This window comes from Silvibacterium dinghuense, assembly GCF_004123295.1.
Lineage (GTDB): Bacteria > Acidobacteriota > Terriglobia > Terriglobales > Acidobacteriaceae > Silvibacterium > Silvibacterium dinghuense.
This window is the reverse complement of the sequence record NZ_SDMK01000003.1, coordinates 195297-213676: the sequence shown is the minus strand read 5'-3', so window position 1 is coordinate 213676 and position 18380 is coordinate 195297. Positions and strand designations below refer to the sequence as shown.

Annotated in this window: 15 protein-coding genes; 6 read left to right on the top strand and 9 right to left on the bottom strand. The window is 62.4% G+C overall.

Annotated features, from left to right (window positions below; all coding sequences use genetic code 11):
- Window positions 1–42 precede the first annotated feature (42 nt).
- Window positions 43–1983 (bottom strand): M61 family metallopeptidase, encoded by a 1941-nt coding sequence (locus ESZ00_RS14885; RefSeq protein WP_188590875.1) that lies wholly within the window; start codon window positions 1981–1983, stop codon window positions 43–45.
- Between the two features lie 243 nt (window positions 1984–2226).
- Between ESZ00_RS14885 and ESZ00_RS14880 the strand changes: the two genes are divergently transcribed.
- From ESZ00_RS14880 to ESZ00_RS14855, 6 genes are all read left to right on the top strand, one after another.
- Window positions 2227–3141 (top strand): DUF1684 domain-containing protein, encoded by a 915-nt coding sequence (locus ESZ00_RS14880; RefSeq protein WP_129209102.1) that lies wholly within the window; start codon window positions 2227–2229, stop codon window positions 3139–3141.
- A gap of 199 nt (window positions 3142–3340) precedes the next feature.
- Entirely contained in the window at window positions 3341–4930 is a 1590-nt protein-coding gene (locus ESZ00_RS14875; protein WP_229741346.1) for an ArnT family glycosyltransferase, read from the top strand.
- Window positions 4931–5132: 202 nt separating this feature from the next.
- The gene (locus ESZ00_RS14870) at window positions 5133–6632 is read left to right on the top strand and encodes a tetratricopeptide repeat protein (protein ID WP_229741389.1); all 1500 of its coding nucleotides are present in this window, start codon (window positions 5133–5135) and stop codon (window positions 6630–6632) included.
- Window positions 6629–8011, top strand: a complete 1383-nt coding sequence (locus ESZ00_RS14865) for an NfeD family protein (RefSeq protein WP_229741348.1) — start codon at window positions 6629–6631, stop codon at window positions 8009–8011. Before ESZ00_RS14870 ends, ESZ00_RS14865 begins: the two co-directional genes overlap by 4 nt.
- A gap of 50 nt (window positions 8012–8061) precedes the next feature.
- Complete coding sequence (locus tag ESZ00_RS14860) at window positions 8062–8853, top strand: slipin family protein (RefSeq protein ID WP_129209100.1); 792 nt, start codon at window positions 8062–8064, stop codon at window positions 8851–8853.
- 17 nt (window positions 8854–8870) lie between these two features.
- A complete protein-coding gene (locus ESZ00_RS14855; RefSeq protein ID WP_129209099.1) occupies window positions 8871–9653 on the top strand; it encodes an SPOR domain-containing protein in 783 nt (260 codons plus the stop codon).
- Between the two features lie 5 nt (window positions 9654–9658).
- Here ESZ00_RS14855 and ESZ00_RS14850 read toward each other — a convergent pair whose 3' ends face one another.
- From ESZ00_RS14850 to ESZ00_RS14815, 8 genes are read right to left on the bottom strand one after another with little or no spacing between them, the layout of a single operon-like run.
- Window positions 9659–10384 (bottom strand): lysophospholipid acyltransferase family protein, encoded by a 726-nt coding sequence (locus ESZ00_RS14850; protein ID WP_129209098.1) that lies wholly within the window; start codon window positions 10382–10384, stop codon window positions 9659–9661.
- Window positions 10385–10390: 6 nt separating this feature from the next.
- Complete coding sequence (mpl, locus tag ESZ00_RS14845; protein WP_129209097.1) at window positions 10391–11827, bottom strand: UDP-N-acetylmuramate:L-alanyl-gamma-D-glutamyl-meso-diaminopimelate ligase; 1437 nt, start codon at window positions 11825–11827, stop codon at window positions 10391–10393.
- Window positions 11828–11872: 45 nt separating this feature from the next.
- Entirely contained in the window at window positions 11873–12817 is a 945-nt protein-coding gene (locus ESZ00_RS14840) for a S66 peptidase family protein (protein ID WP_129209373.1), read from the bottom strand.
- On the bottom strand, window positions 12817–13641 hold the full coding sequence (gene dapF, locus ESZ00_RS14835) for a diaminopimelate epimerase (protein ID WP_129209096.1): 825 nt from the start codon (window positions 13639–13641) through the stop codon (window positions 12817–12819). Before dapF ends, ESZ00_RS14840 begins: the two co-directional genes overlap by 1 nt.
- A 26-nt stretch (window positions 13642–13667) precedes the next feature.
- On the bottom strand, window positions 13668–14426 hold the full coding sequence (locus tag ESZ00_RS14830) for an MgtC/SapB family protein (RefSeq protein ID WP_129209095.1): 759 nt from the start codon (window positions 14424–14426) through the stop codon (window positions 13668–13670).
- Complete coding sequence (locus ESZ00_RS14825; RefSeq protein ID WP_229741350.1) at window positions 14423–16111, bottom strand: ArnT family glycosyltransferase; 1689 nt, start codon at window positions 16109–16111, stop codon at window positions 14423–14425. Before ESZ00_RS14825 ends, ESZ00_RS14830 begins: the two co-directional genes overlap by 4 nt.
- Window positions 16112–16142: 31 nt before the next feature.
- A complete protein-coding gene (locus tag ESZ00_RS14820) occupies window positions 16143–17078 on the bottom strand; it encodes a PfkB family carbohydrate kinase (RefSeq protein WP_129209094.1) in 936 nt (311 codons plus the stop codon).
- A gap of 3 nt (window positions 17079–17081) precedes the next feature.
- Window positions 17082–17960, bottom strand: a complete 879-nt coding sequence (locus ESZ00_RS14815) for an S-methyl-5'-thioadenosine phosphorylase (protein WP_129209371.1) — start codon at window positions 17958–17960, stop codon at window positions 17082–17084.
- Window positions 17961–18380 lie beyond the last annotated feature (420 nt).

Here is an 18380-nt window from a genome sequence, read left to right as displayed (position 1 = left end):
GGCCCGGGATCAGCTCCCGGGCCTCTTGTTGTGTGCGAGAAATTACTTCGCCGCGAGGATGTCGTCGAGGCGAGCCGGTGTGCCGTCCACGCGCTCGAGGTGCGGGATGCGCAGTCCGCCGTGGTAGTCGAGGGCGACGTCGAGCAGCTTGTCGTCGTACTTGAGGACCAGCTTGATCGGGTCGCTCGACTTCTCTGCGGCGAGCACGGCTGCCTTCAGCTTTTCTGCGGAGAAGGTGTCGCCGTTGACGCCGATGATCTGCATGTCGGGCGTGATACCGGCCTTGAAGGCCACGCTATCCCACCATACGCTGCCGATGCTGCCGTCGCCCATCACGCTGAGGCCGAGCGAGGTTGCGAAGCTGGAGCCGCGCATCGGGTCGCCGTGCTTCTGCCAGTCGGGCACCTTGTCGTTGTAGACCAGCTTGTAACCGCCCTGGGTGAAGCCGTTCTCCGGCACCTCGGGATGCAGGTCGTAGACGCGGGTCTGGAGGAAGGTCTTCCAGTCATAGGGCTGCACGGTGTTGAGTGCGGCGATGACGTCTTCGAGCGTGTAGGTCTTCGTGACATAGCTGCCGTTATCGACGCCGTAAAAGAGCTTCGCGAAGTCATCGAGCGACTTCTGGCCGTTGCTCAGCTCGCGGATCTTGGTGTCGGCATCGAGCCAGATCAGCAGGCCTTCGGTGTAGTAGTCCTCGGGACGCTGCCAGCTGACCCAGCTCACAGGCGAGCGCTGCGAGACCGTCGGCTGGTTGGTGGTGTCCACCAGCGGACGCCACTTGCGGCCGGGGCTGATTTCGAAGCCCGCGGCGACGGCCGCGAACAAGTCGCGTGTCTGCTCGGGCGTGCGCATGCCGGCGCGCGCGGTGAGAACGTTGCCGTAGTACTGCGTCATGCCCTCGTAGACCCAGAGCAGGTCATCCTGCATGGGGACGTTGAAGTTCGGTGTCCAGAGATCGGCCGGACGGCGGAATTTGCCGTCCCAGGAGTGGGTGTATTCGTGTCCCAGCAGATCGCGTCCACCGACGCCCGCGGCCCATTCGGTGAAGTAGTTGCCGCGCGTGCCGTCCTCGCTCGACTGGTGGTGCTCGAGGCCTTCGCCGCCGATGGTGTCGCTCAGCGAGAGCAGGAAGTCATAGTGGTCATAGTGGTGCGAGGCATAGAGCTTGGCCGCCTGCTCCACCAGGTTCTTATGTCCCTGCAGGGCTTCGGGCGAGATGGCCAGCTCCTCTGGCGTATCGGCGAAGACGTCGAGGAAGACCTTGTTCTCGGCGCTGGTCGAGAGGTCGACGCGCTTGTAATTCACGCCCGCATAGAGCGGCGAATCGACCAGCGTGTTGAAAGTGGTGTCCTTGAAGTGAACCGTGTTGCCGTCGTTCGAGGCAGTCTCAAGCGCAGTGGCGTACTTCCAGCCCTCGGGTAGCTTCAGCGTGGGGGCGAAGGTGATCTGCCGCGAATAGTGGCCGGCGGGATAGAGTGCGACCGTGTTCCAGGAGAGATCGATCAGCTTCGAAGAGAAGGTGATACGGCCTTCACGGCCGCGAATCGGAGTGAGGTACTGGAAGTTGACCTCAATCTCCGACACCCCCTGCGGCACATCGATGTGGAAGGCGAAAACATCGACGCGATCACGCACCCAGGTGAGCGGCTTGCCGTTCGCGGTGACGAACAGGCCGGCGAGCTTCGAGATGGGGCCTGTCGGCGAGTGATTGCCGGGGATCCACTGCGGGTAGAGAAGCGTGAGCTGGCCGGGCTTTACGGGGATGGTCTCGTGCACGTCGATGACGCGGTGCACCGTGTCGGTGATATCGACATGGAGCGCGATCGTGCCGGGGTAGGGCGTATCGACCGGGGCCACGATGGGCGGCGGCAGCGGTACAGCCTTGGGGCCTTGCGATTGTGCGACGGCGGCATGCGAGAAAAGACCAAGCGAGAGACCGGCAGAGAGCGCAGCGGCGCTCCAGCGAGAGCGGGAATCGATCACGGATTCACTCCAGGTGTGGATCAGAAGTACTTCCAATGTATACGTGCCGCCCGGTATTGAGGCTGCAGGTTATGGATACATGAGAGCAAAAAGCATTGACCGGGAAAAATACTCCCCGTTATGCTGAATCTGTGATCGAGCGCTGCGCCCAGCTTTGTGCTCTCTACGCCTGTTGTCGATAGCAACAGCGCGCCCTCCTGTGTTTCTACCCTGTACTGCTTTTTCCCCCGTGTGAGGAATCCCATGAACGTTTCCCGAGTGCTTGCTGCTCTCGCTGTTTCTGCTATTACCCTGCTCGGCGTTGCGGAGACGCCTTCTACCTGGAAGAGCGACCTGCTGTCCTGGCGCGCGCAGCACGAGCATGGACTGGCTTCGCCGAATGGCTGGCTCACCCTGGTGGGGCTGGACTGGTTGAAGCCGGGAGAGAACACGATCGGCGCGGCCGGCGATAACCAGCTGCAGCTGCCGGGCACGGCGCCGGCGCACCTTGGCGTGATCGAGCTGAACGGAGGCACCATTCGTCTGAAACCTCCGGCAGGAGGATTTCCCTCAGACCTTGAAGTCAATGGCGCACCGGCAACGGCGACGATACTGAGCGACGACCATACGGAACATCCGACAACGGTGTCGATCGGCAGCCTCAGCTTTTACGTGATCCATCGCAGCGATCGTTACGCGATACGGATCAAGGATACAAAGGCGCCGACGCTGGTGAATTTTCACGGACTGCACTGGTACGAGGCGAATCCTCGTTACATCGTGCATGCGCGGTGGGTCCCTTATCATCCGCACCAGACGCTGCGTGTGCCATCCATCGTAGGCACCATCAACGAGATGGATGTGCCGGGTGAGGCGGATTTCACGGTTGAGGGCAAGACGGTGAAGCTGCTGCCGGTGGTCGAGGGCGAGAGCGACAAAAAGCTGTTTTTCATCGTGAGAGATGCGACCAGCGGCAAGACCAGTTACGGCGCGGCGCGCTTCCTTTACACCGATCTCCCGGATCACGGACTGGATCAGTCTGGGACACTGACGCTTGATTTCAACCGGCTGCAGAATCCGCCCTGCGCCTACACGCCCTATGCCACCTGCCCGCTTCCGCCGCCGCAGAACAGGCTTGCCGTGGCGCTTCCGGTGGGAGAAGAAAAGTATTCGCATTGAGAAGCCGGCGAGGCCGCGCCGCGTCTGGTTACTTCACGGGTGAAGTGAGTGGAGCGCCTGGAAGCATTTCTCCTGAAGCGGTCAGAAGAGGCGAGATCGCAAATGCCCTTTTCTCTCAAGGAAAACGGCATGGCACGCCCGCAGGGGATGGCACCCTATCAGGAGAAATGCTTTAGACTGGTCCAACGCGAGGCCAGTCTTGAACCACGATCATGCGCGGCGCGGTCTGCCGCCGGGCTTTCTCTGCATCCTCATCTTTCTGGCCGTCTTTTCGGCCACGGTGCTGCTGCATTGGCCTCTGCTGCATCTGCCTTATTACTGGGATGAGGCGGGCTATTACATCCCGGCTGCGTATGATTTTTTCCGCACAGGCGCGCTCATCCCCTACAGCACGCTGACCAATGCGCATCCGCCGATGCCGTCGTTCTATCTTGCATGGTGCTGGAAGCTCTTCGGCTTTTCTCCGCTGGTCACGCGGGTTTCTGTCTGCGCGGTTGCGAGTCTCATGCTCACCGGCGTCTGGCGGCTGTCTCTGCGGGCTTCAGGACAGAAGGGTGTTGCCGCGGGAACGGTGTTTCTGACTGCCCTCTATCCGATCGTCTTTGTGCAGAGTTCCCTGGCGCACGCGGATATCTTCGCTGCCGCGGGGACCATCTGGGGCATTGCCCTTCTGCTCGATCGCACGGGGAAATCGGACTGGCTCGCGGCACTTTGTTTTTCCGTGGCCGCACTGAGCAAGGAGACCGCGGTGGTGACGCCTTTGGCACTTGCTGTATGGGCGGCCTTTGGCGAGCCGAGGCTGCAGCATCAGGCACGGAGTTGGGCGCGTGCTGCGAAGCTGCTGCTGCCTATCCTGCCTCTCGTTTGCTGGTACGCGTACCACCATCACAGGACGGGCTTTCTCTTCGGCAATCCCGAGTACCTGCGCTACAACGCGGAAACCACGCATCAGCCGCTGCGCATCGTGCTGGCGCTGGCGCATCGCCTGCTGCACGTCACCGCGCATATGAATCTGTTTGTGCCGGTTCTGCTGATGGCCGCATGCCTGCTGCTGGCTCCGTTGGAAGATCAGGATGGAGCTGTGCGGAGACGGATCGCGGTTCCGGACCTGGCTCTCTTTCTCGTCGTGCTGACGACGAATGTGCTGCTTTTTTCCCTCGTGGGCGGCGCGTTGTTGACCCGCTATCTGCTGCCGCTGTATCCGCTGGTGCTGCTCCTGTGTGTCAGCACCTTTCGGCAGCGGCTGCAGATGTGGCCTTCGCTGGTGCTGCTGAGCGCGGCGGGGTTTGTCGCCGGGCTTTTTGTGAATCCACCCTACCGCTTCGCGCCGGAGGATAACCTCGCCTACCGGGATGTAATCCTGCTGCACCAGCACGCCATCGCGCAGATCGTGACGCACTACTCGCACGATGTGATCCTGACGGCGTGGCCGGCCACCGATGAGCTGAGCAAGCCGGAGCTTGGCTATGTGCAGCAGCCGGTCCCGGTGAAAGCCGTCGACAACTTCTCCTATGGGCAGTTGCAGGCGGCAGAGCAGGAGCCGGGCGATTATTCGGCGGCGCTCCTCTTCTCGACGAAATACGATCCGCCGAGGCTGCCTCTGAGCCTGGGGCCGGCGAATGAGCGGCTGGACCAGAGATTCTTTGATTTTCACATCGATCTCACCCCGAGGGCGGCGGCACATCTTCTCGACGGGCAGATCGTCTGGCAGGAGCAGAGAAAAGGGCAGTGGGCCGCGGTGCTGACCTTCCGCCGCGCCATCGATGCGGAGCTGGATGTGTCACGGTAGGTTCAGGGCTGGATGCCGGGGCTGCGTATACGGGCGCTATGTCTTATCGCACACCTATAATCTTGCTGTGCGGCTCAAGTCTTCTTTTCTTCTCCCGATCGTCGTCCTGTTCGCCTTTTCCGCGGCATGGCCGCATGCTTTTGCGCAGGAGGCAAGCGCATCAGCCACTCATACGGAGGAGAAGCAGGGACGTTTGCTCCTGGTGCTTCCCTTCAGCAACCAGACCGGGCAGCAGAATCTGGATTGGATCGGCGAGGCGGCGGCGGATATCCTGAACCGCCGGCTCAACTCGGCGGGCTTTCTCAGCATCGGCCGCGGCGATCGCCTGTATGCACTCGATCGCCTGGGGCTGCCGCTGAATATCGAGCCTTCGCGGGCGACAACGATCCGCATTGCAGAGAACCTGGATGCCGACGATGTGATCGTCGGCTCGTACACGCTGGCGAATGGGCAGCTCAGCATGAAGGCGCAGATTCTGGACCTGGGCACCCTGACACTGAGCCCGCCGCTCACCGAGCAGGCTGAGTTAAAGAGCATGATGGACACGCTCAATCGGCTTGCCTGGGATGAGGCGCACAGCATGGACCCGGGATATGCCGTGGCCGCACAGACCTTTCTGGCCGCCGATGCGCCGCTGCGTGTGGATGCCTTCGAGGCCTATATCCGCGGCGTCATCGAAGAGTCGCCGGCTAACCGTGTTGTGCATATGCGCGAGGCGGTGCGGTTGAGCCCGAGCTTTATGCCGGCATGGCTGGCGCTGGGACGGGCCTACTTCGCCAATCAGGATTATGAAGATGCCGCCGAGACCCTCGGGCATCTCTCGAAAGACGATCCGAATGCGCTCGAAGCGGATTTCTATCGTGGGCTGTCGTTTTTCTATACCGCGAATTACATGAAGGCGGAGGATGCATTTGCCTTCGTGAGCCTGCGTCTGCCGCTGCCCGAGGTGGTGAATAACCAGGGTGTGGCTGCGAGCCGCCGTGGCCGCGATGCCGCGCCGCAATTCCAGCAGGCCATTGCCGCCGATCCGCGCGACGAGGACTATCACTTCAACCTGTCCGTGGCGCTGCGCAGGCGCAACGATGTTCCCGGCGCGATTCGCGAGATCGATGAGGCGTTGAAGCTGCGCCCGCAGGACACCGAGGCTCAGGCATTTGCCACGCAGCTCAAGGACCCGGGCTCGATCAAGGTAAACCCGGACCCGGGCAAGGCCATTGTGGATGACAGCCTGCCGCTTGAGAGGATCAAGCACTCCTACAGCGAGACAGGATTCCGGCAGGCGGCCTTCGAGATGGAACAGTTGCAGGCTGCGCGGCTCGCTGCTCTGCCTCCGGCGCAGCAGGCGGCGTCGCTGGTTAAGGACGGAGATCAGTTCCTGAACCGCGGCCTGATTCTCGAGGCAGAGCGTGAATACCAGTCGGCGCTGAAGGCCGATCCCAACTCCGCGGCGGCCCATGCGGGACTGGCCGAGGTGCGTGAGCACAGCCGTGATACAGACGCCGCGCGGCAGGAGGCGCAGAAGTCGCTTTCCCTGCAGCCGAATGTGTCGGCGCATCTTGTCCTGGCGCGGTTGGACCTGGCAGGCAATCAGCTTGCTCCCGCAGCCGGTGAAGTGAGCGCCGCGCTGAAGATTGATCCGAACAATGCAAATGCCAGGGGCATGAAGCAGGCCGTCGAAGCTCGGGGACAGCAGGTGCCATGATGACTGCGCACCGAAGAGCGGGGCAATGGGCAGCGCTCGTGGGCTTCGCCCTGGCATGCCTGCTCGTGTGTGTGCTCGCGGGGAAGGGCAGTGTGACGGCATCGGCGCAGAGCGGGCGTCCGGTGGTGACTGTGCTCAACCTGGATGACACCATCCAGCCGATCAGCGAGGACTTTGTCGCGCGCGGGATCGCGCAGGCGAGCGCCTGGCATGCCGAGGCTCTGATCGTGGAGCTGAACACGCCGGGCGGGCTTCTCGATACGACACGCTCGCTGGTGGGCAGGCTGCTGGCATCGCCGGTGCCTGTGGTCGTCTACGTTGCGCCGACAGGGAGCCGCGCCGGCTCGGCAGGATTTTTCCTGCTCGAAGCCGCGGATGTGGCGGCGATGGCGCCGGGCACCAACGCCGGGGCTTCGCATCCAGTCATCGAAAGTGGCACGCTCGATCCGCTGATGAAGGAGAAGCTCGAGAACGACACGACGGCCTTCCTGCGGTCCTTTGTCACAAAGCGTGGGCGCAATGTTGACGCCGCGCAGGACGCGGTGCTGCATTCGAAGTCCTATACCGAGCATGAGGCTCTGGACCTGCACCTGATCGATCGCGTCGCTCCCGATCTCTCTGCGCTGCTGCAAACGCTCGATGGGCGCACGGTGACGCGCTTCAACGGTCAAACGGTGGTGCTGCACACGGCGAATGCCGAGGTCAGGAACATACAGCCGACGCTGCGCGAGGCCATTCTCGATCGTCTGATGGACCCGAACCTGGCCGTGCTCATCCTGGTCCTGGGCGGTTTGCTGATTTACATCGAGTTCAATGCGCCGGGGACGATCATCCCCGGTGCGATGGGGACGCTTCTGCTGCTGACCGCGCTCTTTGCGCTCAACCTGCTGCCGGTCCACTACACGGCGGTGATGCTGTTGTTGGCGTCCTTCGTGCTGATGCTGCTCGAGGCCAAGTTCCCCAGCCATGGCGTTCTGGCCGTGGTGGGAATAGTGGCACTGATCTTCGGTACTCTGACTCTGGTCTCGGCCCCGATTCCGGAGCTGGAAGTTCATCTTGCGACAGCGCTTTCCTGCGGCGCAGCCTTTGGTTTTATCACCACCGTGCTGGTGCGCATTGCGATCCGTGCGCGGCGGAACAAGGTGATAACCGGCCCTGAGGCGATGATCGGCTCGATCGGCCTCGCGCAGGAGAACTTTACGCCGTTTGGCGAAGCTGCGCAGCGCGGGCAGATTCTCATTCATGGCGAACTGTGGCTTGCCGAAGCGGTTGCAGGCGGAGGAATGGTCCAGCACCGTGAATCGGTGCGCGTCCTTGCCGTGCGCGGCCTGCTGCTGTTGGTGGAGCGGGTTCCTGGCCCTCTTTCCAGGGCGGAATGAAGCGATGTGTGCGGAAATGCTGGGATACAATCGCAGGCGGGTGAGGTGAGATGTTCAACGTTCCGATTCTGATCCTGATTTTTGCCGTCGGGTTTTACCTCATCAGCTCCATCAAGATTCTGCGCGAGTACGAGCGCGGCGTGATCTTCCGCCTGGGCCGTGCGCTGCCGCAGCCCAAAGGGCCGGGTGTGATCCTGGTCTTTCGGCCGCTCGATCAGATTGTGCGCGTCTCTCTGCGTCAGGAAGTGCTCGAAGTGCCGCCGCAGGATGTGATTACCCGCGACAACGTCACCATCAAGGTGAATGCCGTCATCACGCTGCGTGTGCTCGATCCGGCGAAGGCCGTGATCGAGGTCTCGAACTACGTCTACCAGACCTCGCAGTTCGCGCAGACCACGCTGCGCTCGGTGCTGGGCGAGGTCGAGCTCGATGGATTGCTCTCGCATCGCGAACAGTTGAACCAGCGCATTCAGAGCATCATCGATCAGCGCACCGAGCCGTGGGGCGTGAAGGTGGTCAGCGTCGAGGTGAAGCAGGTCGATCTGCCCGAATCCATGCTGCGGGCCATGGCCAAGCAGGCCGAGGCGGAACGTGAGAAGCGCTCGAAGATTATCAACGCCGAAGGCGAATACGCCGCGGCGCAGAAGCTGGTGGAGGCCGGCAATCTGCTGGCAGCCCAGCCCATCACGCTGCAGCTCAAGTACCTGCAGACATTGACCGATATCGGCACAGAGAAGAACACCACGGTGATCTTCCCCCTGCCCATGGAATTACTGTCCCTGTTAAATAAACTGGCCGGCCCGGCGGTTGTGGAACCGAAGAATCCCGGGGAACAAAGCTGAAAGAGTAAGGAAACCGTATGCGAACGCTCATCGAAGACGAAGAAGAAGAGACCCGACACTCGGATACCGAGATCACCCTGGGCATGAAGTCGCTGCTCGGTGTGTTCTTCGGCTCCGTATTGGTGTGCGGAGTGTTCTTTGGCTTCGGGTATTCGATGGGGCGGGGCAATGCGCATGGAACACAGGCTGCCTCTACTGCTGCCGCAGCGGCTCCCGCGCCCGCTCTCAAAGAGAGCGTGACGGGCGAGGATGAGAACGGATCGGGAAGCGGGACGGCCGCCTCTACTGGCAACAGCACCTCTTCCAGTACGGAAAGCGTACCGGCTCAGCAGGCTGCTTCGGCGAATACGAGCTCGCCTGCGTATGACTATGTGCCCACCCCGGCCGGCCCGGCGCGGCGCCCTGCAGGCGCGCCTCCGGTTGCCGCAAAGCCCTTAGCTGCTGCAAAGCCTTCGGCGGAAGTGCAGCAGACGGTTCTGCAGAGTGTGCCGGCTCCCGCTCCGCCTCCTGCGCAACCGCATGCGCAGCCTGCGGCATTGACCACGACCGTTCCAGCAGCGGCATCAGCGCCTGCGTCCGGTACCGGTTTGATTATGGTGCAGATCGCCGCCGTATCGCGCACCGAAGACGCCGGCATTCTCGTCGGCGCACTCAAAAAACATGGATATAGCGCGACCATGCGCACCGATCCGCGCGATCAGCTGGTGCATGTGCAGGTCGGACCCTTTGCGACTCGCGACGAGGCCCGCGCCATGAAGGCGCGGCTCATGGCCGACGGCTACAACGCGATCCTGAAGTAAGAGCCTTACTGCGGAGTGTCTTCGCCGCGCATCCACTTCGGCAGTCCGGAGGCGATGGCGCTTCGCACCGCCTCCATCAGCTCTTCGCGCGTGGCGTAATCCCCTGGATAAACCGGCGCATGGAAGACGATGCGCGCCGTTCCCGGATAGAGCCGCACGCTGCCCTTCTTCATCATTGATTCGGTTCCCGAGATCGAGACAGGAACCACCGGAACGCCTGTCTCCATGGCCAGATAGAACGGGCCCTTCTTGAAGGGCAGCAGACGCCCGTTGCGAGAGCGCGTGCCTTCGACGAACGACAATACATCCACACCCGAGGCCATGACCTGTGCGGCAGCTTCTACGCTGGCCTTCGCGCTTTCCACGCGGCCATCGCGGTCCACAGGGATAAAGTTCGCCAGCTTCATCCCATAGCCGAGGATGGGCAGCCTCGTAAGCGAGCGCTTGATGAAGACCGAGACGCGTCCCGGCAGCAGCGGCAGCAGGATCGGCGGGTCGAGGTTCGAGATGTGATTCGAGAGAAAAAGGTAGCGCTGCGCGGGATCGAGCGGCGTGCGCCGTTCGGCTTCAATGCGGATACCGGCTGCCCGCGTGCCGAGCCGCATGATGCGCATGGCCCAGCCATAGACCAGTGAGATATCGCCGGTGAGCAGCGTCCAGGGGATGCCGACGATCGCCGCAGGGATCGTCAGCATCGCATAGACAACGAAGATAGTGAGTGCGGGCAGCATGGCAGATTACGCCTTGACCGTGACCCGGGCACGCAACTGCTGCGGAAGCTTCTCGTAGATGCCGTCGAAGCCGCCGTTCGAGAGAATCGCCACAACGTCGCCCGAGCGCAGGCGCGGAGCGATGCTGGCAACGATCTCGTCGGCATGCGTGTGCAATTCCGCGGGGATGCCGCGCACATTGAGGCCGCGGACGACAGACTCGGGGTGCAGCCGTTCGGCCTCGGGGATATTTTCCATCTTGAAGACGCCGGCCAGCACAACCTCATCGGCAGTGGCGAGCGAATCGATCAGCTCCTGCTCGAAGACATTGCGGCGCAGAGTGTTCGAGCGCGGCTCAAGCACGGCCCACAGGCGGGCTCCGGGGTTGGCCTCGCGCAGCGCGCGCAGCGTCTCGCGGATGGCCGTGGGGTGATGCGCGAAGTCGTCGATGATCGTGATGCCGTCGATGACTGCTTTTACTTCGAGGCGGCGCTTCACGCTGCGGAAGGTGGATAACGCTTCGATGATGCAATCGAGCGGAACACCCTGCCCGGCCGCCAGGGCAGCGGCTGCGGTGGCGTTGAGCACGTTGTGCGCGCCGGCCACCGGAAGCATCAATTCTGCCCATGGCTGCCCTGCGCGGAGCACCTTCCATTCTGACTGGTTGCCGCTGTGCGTAAGGCCAACGATCTGCCACATCGAGCCGGACTCGAATCCGTAACGCTCGACGTTACAGAAGGCGCGGCTCAGGCATTCGGTGACATTCGGCGCGCCATCGAAAGCGACGATGCGGCCACGGCGCGGCACCAGGTTCACCAGGCGCTTGAACGCCGTCTTCACCGCATCCAGATCCTTGTAGATGTCGGCATGGTCGAACTCGACGTGCGTGAGGATCAGAGCGTCGGGGAAGTAGTGCATGAACTTCGGCCCTTTATCGAAGAAGGCCGTGTCATACTCATCGCCTTCGAGGAGGAACGGCTTGCCATCCTGAAGCTGAAAGCTGGTGGCAAAATTCTCGGCAACGCCGCCGATGAGGAATGAAGGTGCGAGCTCGGGATGTTTGCGCGCGGCGACCGCATAAATCCACGCCAGCATGCTCGTCGTCGTGGTTTTACCGTGTGTGCCGGCGACCACCAGCGATTCACGCCCGCGCAGGAACTCGTCATGGATGACCGCAGCCATCGATGTGAAGGGAATGTGCTGATCGAGAACGTACTCGAGCTCCACGTTGCCGCGCGAAATGGCATTGCCGACGATAACGAGATCCGGATGCGGCTGGAGATTGGCTTCGGCAAAGGGCTCGGAGACAGGAATCTGCAGATGCGCGAGCAGATCCGACATGGGGGGATAAGCCGCCTGGTCCGAGCCGGTGACGCGATGACCCTTGAGCTGCAGCAGGCCGGCAATGGAGGCCATGGCGGTGCCGCAAATCCCAATAAGATGAATGTGTTTGCTGTCCTGCATGTTTGTCACAATCCTGGTTACAGATAAGTCCTGAGGGGAACGCGTCTATTCAACCGCGGCTTCGAGGTATTGCAGTACCGGCTGCTCTCCCGCATCGGGTTCGGGGACATGGAGTTCGGCAGCGATGCCGAGCGGCAGGGTCACGTTGCCGCGCGAGACGTGGCCGGAGCGCAGGCCGACCGCGATCGGGCCCTCGAACCAGTCCAGAACGCGGAGAATGACATCGTCAAGCAGGCCGGGATTGGCTCCGGGCGAGATGCAATCGAGCATCTCTCCAAAGACGAAGCCGGTGACGCCGTCGAACTTGCCGGCCAGCACCATCTGCCGCAGCATGCGGTCGACCTGGTAGGGTTTGGCTCCGATATCTTCGAGAAAGAGCACGCTGTTCTCGGTCTGCGGGGCGAAGGGCGTGCCCAGCGTCGAGACCAGCATGCTCAGGCAGCCGCCACGCACGGTGCCCTGCGCGCGTCCGGGCTTGAGAATGCGCAACCCCTGGGCTTCGCCGGCCAGCACTTTGCCGCCGGTGAGTGCATCCGAGAAGCTGGCTTCATCCACGCCGTCGTTGCGATAGAGGTCGGCTGCCACCATGGGGCCGTGGAAGCCGATGAGCCCGGTCTGATCGAGCAGATAGCTCTGGATGATGGTGAGATCGCTGTAGCCGAAGAACGGCTTGGGGTTCTCGGCGATGAGGTCTACATCGAGATCCTCGAGCAGATAGTTCGATCCGTAACCGCCACGGGTACAAAATACGGCTTCGATATCCGGATCGGTGAAGGCTTCGTGAAGATCGGAGAGACGGTCTTCGACGGTACCGGAAAAATAGGGAGCTTCACGGCCGGCCGCATGCGGATACAGGATCGGCCGGTAGCCATGGCGGGCCAGCGCAGCGATGCCGCCCTCGATGCGCTCCGCCTTCGCATTGCTGGCGGGCGCAACCACCGCAACCTTCGCTCCCGGAGCGATGGCCGCAGGCTTGAGCGGTTGGTGCATCACCACGCTTCTCCCCTCCACGCTTCTCCTGTGCAGATGAGTTCGGCCGGGCCGATGAGAAGAATTTCGGCGTCAGGGCTGGGCCAGTCAATGCGCTGCTCGCCGCCGGGCGCGACCACGCGCAGCGTGGACTCACCGTTGCGCGTAGCGATCGTCGCCGAGGCCGTGGCGCAGGTACCGGTGCCGGAAGAGGTAGTCGGCCCGACGCCCCGCTCGAAGATGCGGATGGCAATGTGGCCGGGCGCGAGGATGTGCACAAACTCGACGTTGGTCTGTTCAGGAAAGTCGGCGTGGAAGCAGATCTCGCGGCCAAGCTCTTCCCAGGTGCGCTGATACGCGGTGAAGTTCTCGTCCTCGACGAAAATGACGAAGTGCGGATTGCCGGTATGCACCACGACGCCTTCAACAGATGTTCCATCCGCGAGCCTCACGCTGCGCTTTGCAACCTGTGGCACGCCCATGGGGGCTGCGAACTCGTAGCGATGGCCTTCGGCCTTGACCAGCGTGCAGGTGCGGAGCCCTGCATCGGTATCGATCTCGAGCGTGGCGCCGGATGCGAGCGGCGCGCCCTTCTGCGCGATCTGGTGCGCCATCCATGCGGCGACGCAGCGCGTGCCGTTGCCTGAGATCTCGGCGATGGAGCCGTCGGCATTGGCCAGGCGGATACGGCCGGAGCGTTCGTCGGTCCACTCCAGGAATTCAACCCCGTCGGCGCCGACGCTCGTATGGCGATTGCAAAGATGCACGGCGAGAGCGGTATTGCAGGCCCCTTCTACGACGAGAAAATCATTGCCGCAGGCATGCGCCTTGGCGAAAAAAGTCATTCCAGTTTCTTTCCTGTTGGGATGGTTCATGAATAGCCATCGTCTTCCTGGCTGTGGAAGGTGTGAACACTTTCGATGGCAGGCGAGTCCTTGAGCAAAGCGAGGATGCGGCGCTGGATGCGATAGGTGGTGGCCACCTCGAACGAGAGCCGCCGCACTTCGCCAAGCGAATCATCGGAAATTTCGTTGAGGCGCCGCTGCACCTGGTCCATAGCATGGAGGATGGCGAGCCGCATGCCCTGGTCATCGCTGCCGCGCGTCTCGTAGATGACCGTGTAAGACTTAAGGTTACCGTTGCGTTCGAGAATGCCGACCACCTCAAGCGTGAGGATGACGAGTACAGCCGAGAGCACGGCCGGCGCATAGAGCCCCGCGCCGCATGCCATGCCAATCGATGCGACGGCCCACACCGTGGCCGCGCTGGTCAGGCCGCTGACCCGGTCGCGGTTGTGGAGAATCAGTCCCGCCCCGAGAAAACCGACGCCCTGTACGACATTCGAGGCGATCTGGCCCTTGTTGGTGCTGTTGTCTCCTGCAACGATTGCGGAGAGGAAGGTGAACAGCGCCGCGCCGAAGCAGATGAGCAGATTCGTGCGCACGCCGGAGGGCTTATGATGCACTTCGCGGTCGATGCCGATTGCCCCGCCCAGCGCCGCGGCCAGCAGCAGACGCCCAACAACGCCGCCCGTCAGGTGCCATTGCTGCGGATGGCTGAAGCTGAGCATGTGCCCCGGCTCCTGCAGTGCAGCCAGGGCGGCGAGCGGCGATGTCGAAAAAAACTTCATTTCTGCGTGATGCTACCACCCGCGGCGTGGCGATTGGACTGGTAAATGCGCACGCAGGGTTGATCAGTCGAGCACACGATGTTCATCAGCGTGAGTCCCTGCGGATGCGCCGCAACGGCCTTCGCTACCGGATCGTTGTCGGTCGTGATGACGTAGTCGGCCGCGGCAGCGGGATTTTTCAGTGCCGGCGTCCACTCGTAGTAGTCCGACTCGTTGATGGTGTGCTTCAGCGGAATTCCGGCCTGCTGATAGGCCCCGGGATGCTCGGAAGTATAAGCCAGGATGGTCGCGTTCGCCGGTAGCACGGCCAGCCCGCGCGCATAGGCTGCCTCATAGGGTACGCGGCTGCGCGAGTTGGCAATCGCTTCGCCCAGAACCAGCGGCGTTTTCTTCGCCAGCGTGATGTTGCTCGCGATGAGCAGCGCGATGAAAGCCCACGGCAGATACGGCGCAACGACAGGCCAGCGCTTTTTCACCACGCCTGCGAGCCACGCTACGAAGAAGGCCAGCGCCAGCGCGAAGACCGGCAGCATCTCCATGCCGTAGCGCACGTTGTAGAACGAGTGCGGCCACCACAGCGGAATGAAGATCGGCACATAGCCGTAAGCGATCGAGTAGGCGTAAAAGGGAGCCGGAACCCACAGCAGCAGCGCCGGCAGAATACCCGCCTTGCGCCACTTCCATGCGGCCGCCGCGGTGCCGGTGAGCGCGAGTACGAGCAGCAGATTGGCACACTGCGCAATGACGGCTCCGAGCTCGGCGGCTTTGAGAAAGTACAGTTCAGCCACCGGCATGCTGTGCCAGCCGGGGTAGTGTGGTGCGCCGGGCTTGGAGGTGCGGGCATCGATGGCCTTGGCCGAATACGGTCCGCGCATGAAGTCGAGCGGGTCGCCGAACTGCTTCGCGCAGTAGCCCATCCAGAGGAGCGGAGCCACGGCCAGCATGAGGGTGAAGAGCACGAAGGCGCCGCCGGTGCGGGTCTGCCAGCGGTCGCGGCGCAGCATGGGCAGCAGGGCAATCACCCAGGCGAAGGCGGCGAAGATCCATCCGTCGTAGCGGGTAAAGACCGCGCCGACGAGAACCACGCCGCAGAGGGTTAGCAGGCGCGAGGCGCGGGCATGGTCGTCGGCTTCCAGCTCGCGGCGATACTCGACCAGCAGCAGCACGGCCCAGATCATCTCGCAGAGGAAGAGCGGCTCATTCATCGCCGTGCTCTGCATGTAGAGCAGGCCGGGGTTGAGCGCGAAGAGCGCCACAGCGACCAGCGAAAGCTGCGGCGAGAGCCACTGCCGCGCCAGGCGATAGAGGCCGGCGCTGCCGAGAACGTAGGCGGCCATCGAAGGGAATGCGCCGGCAATGCCCGTCTGCCACCAGCCCATGCGCCAGATGAAGGGCAGCAGCAGCAGGTGCGGCAGCGGCAGCCATACCGAGCCCATCTGCCGGAATCCCGGCTCGATCGAGTCGATGATGCGGCGCGCAATGTGCATGTGCGCGACCGCGTCGCCGTAGAGCAGCAGAAGCTGGTGCGAATAGCAATAGGAGAGCGCGAGCAGCGCGAGGAGCAGGGTACTCCAGGCCACGACGAAGGTCTCGCCGCGGAGGGCGAATTTTTCCTGTTCGGCGGGGCTGAGTTCAGAGACGTCGATCCCGCGGCGGCGTTGTGAGCGCGGCCGCGGGTTGTTCACGGTGACGGACTTTTTCGGTTTAGGCGTTAATTTACTCAAGGTGCGAGAGTTCGCGGAAAAGCGCAAAGCGCTCCTCGATTTCCTTTCGGTCGAGCTGCTGAAGACGTTCCGTGCCGAACTTCTCCACGGCGAAAGAACCCATCACGCCACCGTAGAACATCGCCTTCTTAAAGGTGGACGGAGTGAACTCCGGCTGCGACGCAAGGTAGCCGAAAAATCCTCCGGCAAACGAATCGCCCGCGCCTGTGGGATCGACGACCTCGGCCAGCGGCAGAGCCGGCGCGCGGAAGGGCAGGAAAACCTGCCGTGGCTCGTTCGGGAAGGTGCGCTCGCTGAAGAAGGCCGTCGCGCCATACTCTCCGTGCTTCACCACCAGGCTCTTCGGCCCGAGCGCGAGGATCTCCTTCGCTGCGCGGACCAGGTTGCCGTCGTTTGCCAGCAGCTTCGCCTCGGTGTCGTTGATCAGCAGGCCGTCGAGTCCCTTGAGCACCTTCTCGAGATTGGAGCGGTGATCGTTGATCCAGTAATTCATCGTGTCGCCGCACACCAGCTTTACGCGCGGCATCTTGGCGCGCACGTCGGCCTGCAGCACAGGATCGATATTGGCGAGGAAGAGATACTCGCTGTCCTCGTATGCGACCGGAATCTTCGGGCTGAAGCTCTGGAAGACATTGAGCTCTGTCTTGAGCGTGTGTGCCTCGTTCAGATTGCCCATGTACGAGCCCGACCAGAAGAAGCTCTTGCCCTCAACATGCTCGATGCCGCGCGTGTCGATGCCGCGGCGCGTGAGCACCGCTTCGTTTTCGGCGGTGAAATCCTCGCCGACCACGCCGATCACACGCACATCCGTGAAATAGCTGGCGGAAAGAGCGAAATAGGTTGCTGCTCCGCCGAGAACGCGTTCTACCTTGCCTGACGGCGTCTCGATACCGTCAAATGCCACACTGCCTACGACCAGAATCGCCATGATTTATGCCTTCGCGCCTTCGTTCAGATATTTGCCGAAAATCAGGTCCAGCTTCTTCTTTGTTTCGGCAGGGATCGCGGCGCGATCGGTGAGGATGGCGTATTTCAGGGCAGAGGCGCAGGCGCAGTTGCGCTCCGCAGGCATGGCGGCGACGGCGGACTTCACCACCAGCGCGGCGTTGGTCGCGTTTTGGTGCAGCACGGCGACAATCTGATCCACAGTCACGTCGTCGTGTCCTTCATGCCAGCAGTCGTAGTCGGTGACCATGGCGATGGTCGCGTAGCAGATCTCGGCCTCGCGGGCCAGCTTGGCCTCCTGCAGGTTGGTCATGCCGATCACGTCCGCGCCCCAGCTGCGATACAGGTTCGACTCGGCGCGCGTCGAGAACTGCGGGCCTTCCATGCACACATACGTGCCGCCCTGCTTGCCGACCACGTTCTGCGCGGCGCAGGCCTCGGCCGCGGTCTTCGCGACGGTCGCGCAGACCGGATCGCCGAAGGCCACGTGCCCCACGATGCCTTCGCCAAAGAAGGTCGAGACGCGGTGGAAGGTGCGGTCGATGAACTGGTCGGGGATTACGAAGTCGGTGGGCTTGTGCTCTTCCTTGAGTGAGCCCACGGCCGAGACCGAAAGGATGCGCTCGACGCCCAGGGCCTTCATCGCGTAGATGTTGGCGCGGAAGTTCAGCTCCGAGGGCAGGATGCGGTGGCCGCGTCCATGGCGGGCGAGGAAGGCCACCTTGCGGCCTTCGAGATTGCCCAGGATGAAGGCGTCACTCGGATCGCCGAAGGGGGTTTCCACGCGGACTTCGCGCACTTCCGTCAAGCCGGGCATGGCGTAGAGGCCGCTGCCGCCGATGATTCCAATCTCTGCCTGTTGCAAATGCATGCTCCACCGCGCGGGGCGCGGACGTTAGGGTTTGAGGAAAAAATACGAAACCTCAGTATAAATCCCGGGATGGAGCGGGTCGGCAGAGGCACTGTCAGCGCTTGCCTGTCTTCGAGCCAGGAAAAGAAGGGCAAAAGCAATGTGGTGTTGTGAGCATGTGAGCAAATCCGGACGTCATACCTGGGTGGCAATCCGTACGGCTGCAGCCCTCCGGATTGCGGCCATACTTCAAAGATCGATAGGCGAGGGTGCTATTTGACGGAGCGAGCTGCGTGCTGGGAATGGAGAAGAGCGATCGTTCGCGGAGCGCTTCTGAGTGCAGTTTTTGTGGTCTGCGGCGCACCCTGCCTGATGGGCCAGAGTTTTTCGTCGAATAATGCGGCGGATGATTCAGCCGCTGCGGATACCCCGGCT